We start from the raw sequence: 7,024 nt of genomic DNA on the forward strand, positions 1-7,024 counted from the left end.
ATGGCCCACGGCCACAGCCGAAATTACACCACCTTGACGGACGCGACCCAGAATATTGTGGCGAGCACAATCCCCTACAGCTTCCCGTACAACCCCAACCTTTCGGCGGTGAATCTCGCGGAAAAGGCCAACCGGCTCACCGGGCGCTTCAACCTGAGCTACAATTTCACCGACCAGATCATGGGGTATGTGCAATATAGCCGCGGATATCGCGCGGGCAGCTACAACGGCCTCGCCTACCAGGGCCTGAACCAAGTTTACTACATCCAGCCCGAGACGGTGAATGCCTACGAAGGCGGCCTGAAGACCCGTTTTTTCGACAGGCACGTTCAGCTCAACCTCGCCGGGTTCTACTATGACTATAAGAACCAGCAGTTTACCCAGGTGATCGGGGCAACAACCTTCACCCGCAGCGGGAACGGTCGGCTTTTCGGCGGCGAGGCAGAACTGACTGTGCAGCCGACCTCGCGCCTGCGGCTTGACGCCTCGCTGGGACTACTGGACACCAAATACACTGGCAATGTGATCGATCCGACCAACCCGAGCAGCGCGACATTGCCGATCAACGGCAATCCGTTCCCGAATGCGTCGAAAGTCACGTTCTCCTCGTCGATCGACTGGATCGCTTACGAGCAAGGCGACAACAAACTGCGCTTGCACGGGGACACCACTTATGTGAGCAAATACTATTTCGATCCGTTCAAGAACTACGGTCAGTCACCCTGTGACAGCCCTGCCCCCGGCTTCAATGTCCTGCAAGCCGGACCGGCGATCGCCTGCGGAAATCCGGGCTATTGGCTATTCAACGGACGGATTTCCTATGAAACCCCCAGCTGGTCGTTGGCCGTTTGGGGCAAGAACCTGACCAATAAATATTATTACAATTACGGATTGAACATCAACATCTTTGGCCTCGACTATCTCAATCGCGGGATGCCACGCACCTACGGCATCGAAGCCACCGCCCGTTTCTGATCTCCACCCTGTGGGGTGGTGACACGGCCACCCCACCTCTTTTCACACCGGAGAATACGCCAATGGCTGACCGGCTCGCGGGCAAAGTTGCCCTTGTCACAGGCGCCGCGCGCGGAATTGGCGCGGCCATTGCGACAGAAATGGCGCGAGAGGGCGCACATGTCTTTGTCACCGACCTGCGCGCGGACGAAGGCGCAAATCTTGTGGCCGGCCTGCACGGAGAGGGCCTTCGCGCCGCTTTTGCCGTGCAGGACGTGACGCTGGAAGCGGGATGGGAGGATATCTGTGCGACCGTGGTGACCACGTTCGGTAGCATCGACATCATCGTAAACAATGCAGGGATCGTCATCACCGGAACCATCGAAGACCAGACATTTTCTGATTGGCGCAAGACCATGGCCGTCAATCTGGATGCCGTGTTTCTGGGGACCCGCGCTGGCGTGCGCGCCATGAAACAACGCGGCGGCACGATCATCAATGTCTCGTCGATCGAAGGCATTGTCGGCAACCCGTTCGTCCCGGCCTATAATGCATCGAAAGGCGGGGTGCGGTTGCTGACCAAGTCGGCTGCGCTGCATTGCGCCCGCTCGGGATACCCGGTGCGGATCAATAGCCTGCATCGGGATATGTCGGCACGGCACTGGTGCAGGACGCCCTTGCCGATCTCCCCGCCGACTTCGGTGAGAGAACACTTCAGCGCATACCGGTCGGCCGCTTCGGCGAAGCGGCCGAAATCGCCCGATCCGCCGTTTTTCTCGCCTCGGACGATTCGAGCTACATGACCGGGGCCGAACTTGTCATCGACGGGGGATACACGGCATGAGCACGGACACGTTCCCCGCACTCGTGATCGATCGTGTCGACGGCGCGCAATCCGCTTCGTTGCGCCGCATCAGCGACGCGGATCTGCCGGCCGGGAATGTCCTGGTCCGGGTCGAGGCATCGACGTTCAACTACAAGGACGGTCTATTGCTGTCGGGGGCGATCCCGCTCATTCAGTCGTTTCCGATGGTGCCCGGGATCGATCTTGCCGGGATCGTGGAGTTCAGCGATCATCCCGATTGGGAACCCGGCGACCGCGTCATCGCCAACGGCTGGGGGCTCGGCGAACGGCACTGGGGCGGCTATGCCGGCAAGTGCCGGCTAAACGGGGATTGGCTGGTCGCCTGCCCCGCGCGTTTTTCGTCGGCCCAGGCCATGGCGATCGGCACGGCCGGCTACACCGCGATGCTGTGCGTGATGGCACTGGAGCGGCAAGGTGTGCGTCCGGAGGATGGCGAGGTTTTGGTCACCGGCGCCAGTGGCGGCGTCGGCAGTGTCGCCATCTCGCTGCTAGCTCGCCGCGGATATACGGTTGTGGCGTCGACCGGACGTCCGTCGGAAGAACAATATCTGAACAAGCTCGGCGCTGCGTCGATTGTCGATCGCGCGCGCTTCAGCGAAAAGGGCGCTCCGCTGCAACCGGAACGTTGGACGGGGGCGGTCGACACGGTTGGCAGCCATACGCTTGCCAACGTCTGCGCGACGCTCAAGTATGGCGGCACGGTCGCGGCAACCGGCATCGCACAGGGCGCGGAACTGCCCGCGACGATGTATCCTCTGGCGCTGCGTGGGATCACGATTTGCGGCATCGACAGCGTCTACGCGCCGCTTGCGTGCCGGAAAGAAGCCTGGCGCTCACTTGAAGCCGAATTGGACCTCGATCTTCTCGCAGCAATGACTGCAACAGTGCCATTGGCCGACGTTGTTGAATTGGCGCCGGCGATCCTTGCCGGCCAGATTCGTGGTCGCGTGGTTGTGGAGATACCGTCATGATCCTGCGCTCCATTTTCATCACCGGAGCAGCGTCCGGCATCGGGCGCGAGAGCGCACGACGTTTTGCGGCAGATGGCTGGCGGGTCGGCCTGTGCGATCGCAACCTGTCGGCCCTTGCCGATCTCCAGCGCGAACTGGGCAGTGGAGCTTCTGTTCATCCGGCAGATGTGCGCAATCTGCCATCCCTTCGGCAAGCGATCGCCGATTTTTGCGGAGAACAAGATGGCTTGGATGCGATTTTCAATTGCGCGGGCATCCTTGAAATGCGCGCCTTCGCCGACGCCACCCCAACTCGCTTGAAGGACATCGTCGACGTCAATGTGATCGGCGTGATCAACGGCATTCACGCAGCCATCCCCTGGCTGAGCAGAGGGCATGATCCGCATATCATCAACATGTCCTCGGTCTCGGCGATCTACGGCATTCCCGAAGAAGCCGTCTATTCCGCCAGCAAGTTCGCCGTGCGCGGCCTGACCGAGGCGCTGAACATCGAATTCGAAGCGCTCGGCATCTGGGTCTGCGATGTGATGGTGGCATATGTCGCGACGCCCATGGTGCTGGATCCATCCTCGAAAGCCAAGTCGGTCGATATACTCGGGGTGAACGTTCAACCTTCACAAGTGGCCGACACTGTCCGGGCGGCAGCGGCGGGGCGCAAGGTCCACTGGTTCGTCACGGAATCGGACGAGGCCGTTGCCCGGCACGTCGATGCGACGCCTTGGGAAGAGCGACGCGACTTCGTGAAGGGCATTACGGGTTACTGACCTTCAGCCCATTTGTCTCCCACCTTTAGTAACGCTGCGGCAATGGCGACCGCGCTGAATTTAAGCGTACGGCTAAACCGGCCATTCCCCCGAGAGGAAGGACCACTCGATGAAAGCCCTGGTCTGCGTAAAGCGCGTGATCGACTATAACGTGAAGCCGCGGGTCAAGGCCGACGGTAGCGGCGTCGATCTGGCGAACGTGAAAATGAGCATGAACCCGTTCGACGAAATCGCCGTCGAAGAAGCGATCCGCCTCAAGGAAAAGGGCGTGGTCACCGAAATCGTCGCGCTCAGCGTCGGTCCGGCCAAGGCCCAGGAAACGCTGCGCACCGCGCTGGCGATGGGCGCGGACCGCGCGGTGCTCGTCCAGGTCGACGACGGAGTCGAGGTTGAGCCGCTGGCGGTCGCCAAGATCGTCAAGGGCGTCGCCGATGAGGAAGCACCCGGCCTGATCATCACCGGCAAGCAGGCGATCGACGATGACAGCAACCAGGTTGGCCAGATGGTCGCTGCGCTGATGGGCCGCCCGCAGGGCACTTTCGCGGGCGAAGTGACGGTCGATGGCGATCACGTGACGGTCAAGCGCGAAGTCGATGGCGGTCTGGAAACGGTCAAGCTGGCGCTGCCGGCGGTGGTCACCACCGACCTGCGCCTCAATGAGCCGCGCTATGCCTCTCTGCCCAACATCATGAAGGCCAAGTCCAAGCCGCTCGCCACCAAGGCGCCGGCTGACTACGGGGTGGACATCGCGCCGGGCCTCAAGACGCTGAAGGTCAGCGAACCACCGGTGCGCAGTGCCGGGATCAAGGTGGCCGACGTGGATGCCCTCGTTGCCAAGCTCAAGGAAATGGGAGTAGCTTGAGATGAAAACTCTCGTTTGGGTCGAACACGACAACGCCTCGGTCAAGGATGCTACCCTGGCGGCCGTCACCGCCGCTGCGGCGCTGGGTGAAGTGCACCTGCTGGTCGCCGGATCGGGCTGCAAGGCCGTGGCCGATCAGGCCGCGCAGATCGCCGGTGTGGGCAAGGTCCACCTGGCCGACGATGCCGCCTATGCCAATGCGCTGGCCGAAAACGTCGCGCCGCTGGTTGCGGATCTAATGGGGCACCACGATGCCTTCGTCGTGCCTGCCACGACCACCGGCAAGAACATCGCCCCGCGCGTCGCCGCGCTGCTTGACGTGATGCAGATTTCGGACATCCTGTCGGTCGAAGGGCCCAAGACCTTCACCCGCCCGATCTATGCCGGCAATGCCATCGCCACGGTCGAATCGAGCGATGCCAAGCTGGTCATCACCGTGCGCGGTACCGCTTTTGCCAAGGCCGCGACCAGCGGCGGTTCGGGAACGGTTGAGGCCGTGTCCGGCCCCGGCGATGCCGGTACCAGCAGCTTTGTCGGCAGCGAAATCGCCAAGAGCGAGCGTCCGGAACTGACCAGCGCCAAGATCATCGTCTCGGGTGGCCGCGCCCTCAAGGATGCGGACACCTTCAAGGCCACGATCTTCCCGCTCGCCGACAAGCTGGGCGCCGGTGTCGGCGCCAGCCGCGCGGCGGTTGACGCGGGCTATGTGCCCAACGACTACCAGGTCGGCCAGACCGGCAAGATCGTCGCCCCCGAAGTCTACATCGCGGTCGGCATCTCGGGCGCGATCCAGCACCTTGCCGGCATGAAGGACTCCAAGACCATCATCGCCATCAACAAGGACGAGGACGCACCAATCTTCCAGGTTGCCGACATCGGCCTGGTCGCCGACCTGTTCAATGCCGTGCCGGAACTGACCGGCAAGCTCTGAACTCATGCATTGTCAAACTGGAACCAATTCATGACCTTCTTTCCACCGATCGCGGAACAGCGGTTTGTTCTCGATCACGTCGCCCGCATTGATGACCTTGTGAATAGCGACCGCTTTTCAGATCTCGATCGCGATCTTGTCGGCGCAATCCTCGCAGGCGCGGGAGAACTTGCCGCGGACGTCTGGGCACCGACCAACCGTACAGGAGATCGCTCACCGCCCCAATGGACCGCAGGCGAGGTCACCATGCCGCACGGCTTCAAGAACGCATATTGTGCGTATGTCGAAGGCGGTTGGGGTTGCATTTCCGCGCCAAAGGCATTCGGCGGCCAGGGACTGCCTGCAGTGCTGGGCTTTGCGGTGGCCGAAAATCTGGGCACTGTGAACATGGGCTTCAACCTGTGCCCGATGCTTACCGGCGGTGCGATCGAAGCGATCGCCGCACACGGCTCGCCGGATCTTCAGCAGCAATACCTGCCTAAACTGATTACCGGAGAATGGACCGGGACCATGAATTTGACTGAACCGCAAGCCGGTTCGGATGTTGGCGCGGTTCGGACAATGGCTACCCCGACAGCTGACGGGGGCTGGATGGTCAAGGGCACAAAAATCTTCATTACGTTCGGCGAACACGACCTGGCCGAAAACATTGTCCACCTTGTGCTGGCGCGCACGCCCAATGCCCCGTCGGGAACCAAGGGCCTTTCGCTGTTTCTCGTTCCCAAGATCAGGCCCGACGGATCGCGCAACGACGTGCGCTGCGCGTCCATCGAACACAAGCTCGGCATCCACAGTTCACCAACCTGCGTAATGACCTTTGGTGACAACGATGTATGCGACGCGTGGCTGATCGGCCCCGAAGGCGCAGGCATGCGCGCGATGTTCACCATGATGAACAATGCCCGTCTGAACGTCGGCCTGCAGGGCGTCGAGATTGCCGAGCGCGCCACCCAGCAGGCCTTCGCCTATGCCCGGGAACGCACCCAGTCGTCGTTGGCAAGCGATTCGGGGCGCGGCCCTGTCGCGATCATCGAACATCCGGATGTCCGCCGAATGCTGATGCGGATGACTTCCCAGACCCAGGCCATTCGCGCGCTGGTCTATGCCGCCGCAGCGGAGATCGATCGGGCTCATTTAGGCCTTGATGGCGCGCAGAAACGGCTCGACCTGCTGACCCCGCTGGCCAAATCGCACGCGACCGATATTGGCTGTCAGGTCGCAAGTCTCGGCATCCAGGTTCACGGCGGTATGGGCTTTATCGAGGAAACCGGGGCTGCCCAGCACTATCGCGATGCACGCATCGCGCCGATTTACGAGGGGACTAACGGCATTCAGGCGGCCGATCTAGTCGGGCGAAAGCTGATGAACGATCACGGAGAGGGCATACGCAGTTTAATCGCGGACGTCAGGGCCGAGGCAAGAAGTCCGGAAGTTCTTGACCTCGTCTCCAACGTCGATCAACTGACTGATCATTTGCTAGCGGCCAGCATTTCCGACAGGCTTGCGGCCAGTTCCCCATATTTGACGATGGTTTCCGTCATGACATGCGGCTGGCTAATCGAGCGACAGATCACGGCGTTGGACCATGACGCCCGTTTTGACAGCAGCTTTCGATCGCTCAAACTTTCGTTAGCGTCCGCGCTCGTGGTGTAATTTCCGGTGTAGGCGATGGTGTAT

Annotated in this window: 7 protein-coding genes and 1 pseudogene; all 8 read left to right on the top strand. The window is 61.4% G+C overall.

All coding sequences use genetic code 11. The features are described 5' to 3' along the window. Positions 1–975 (top strand): TonB-dependent receptor domain-containing protein (locus tag HUW43_RS04890; protein ID WP_188236330.1); only part of this gene is annotated, 975 nt, incomplete at its 5' end. Between the two features lie 140 nt (positions 976–1,115). Beyond that, a pseudogene (locus HUW43_RS15830) lies at positions 1,116–1,532 on the top strand (SDR family NAD(P)-dependent oxidoreductase); the annotation flags it as partial. 86 nt (positions 1,533–1,618) lie between these two features. Further along, positions 1,619–1,798 (top strand): SDR family oxidoreductase, encoded by a 180-nt coding sequence (locus tag HUW43_RS15835; RefSeq protein WP_317450825.1) that lies wholly within the window; start codon positions 1,619–1,621, stop codon positions 1,796–1,798. After that, positions 1,795–2,790, top strand: coding sequence for an MDR family oxidoreductase (locus HUW43_RS04900; protein WP_136174341.1), 996 nt, complete (start codon positions 1,795–1,797; stop codon positions 2,788–2,790). Before HUW43_RS15835 ends, HUW43_RS04900 begins: the two co-directional genes overlap by 4 nt. Next, positions 2,787–3,554 (top strand): SDR family oxidoreductase, encoded by a 768-nt coding sequence (locus tag HUW43_RS04905; RefSeq protein WP_136174340.1) that lies wholly within the window; start codon positions 2,787–2,789, stop codon positions 3,552–3,554. The genes HUW43_RS04900 and HUW43_RS04905 overlap by 4 nt, the downstream gene beginning before the upstream one ends. A 109-nt stretch (positions 3,555–3,663) precedes the next feature. After that, a complete protein-coding gene (locus tag HUW43_RS04910) occupies positions 3,664–4,416 on the top strand; it encodes an electron transfer flavoprotein subunit beta/FixA family protein (RefSeq protein WP_136174339.1) in 753 nt (250 codons plus the stop codon). A gap of 1 nt (position 4,417) precedes the next feature. Beyond that, a complete protein-coding gene (locus tag HUW43_RS04915) occupies positions 4,418–5,347 on the top strand; it encodes an electron transfer flavoprotein subunit alpha/FixB family protein (protein WP_188236331.1) in 930 nt (309 codons plus the stop codon). A 30-nt stretch (positions 5,348–5,377) separates the two neighbouring features. Next, positions 5,378–7,000, top strand: a complete 1,623-nt coding sequence (locus tag HUW43_RS04920) for an acyl-CoA dehydrogenase family protein (RefSeq protein WP_188236332.1) — start codon at positions 5,378–5,380, stop codon at positions 6,998–7,000. The last annotated feature ends 24 nt before the right edge of the window (positions 7,001–7,024 follow it).

The organism is Sphingopyxis sp. LK2115 (genome assembly GCF_014595975.1).
Lineage (GTDB): Bacteria > Pseudomonadota > Alphaproteobacteria > Sphingomonadales > Sphingomonadaceae > Sphingopyxis.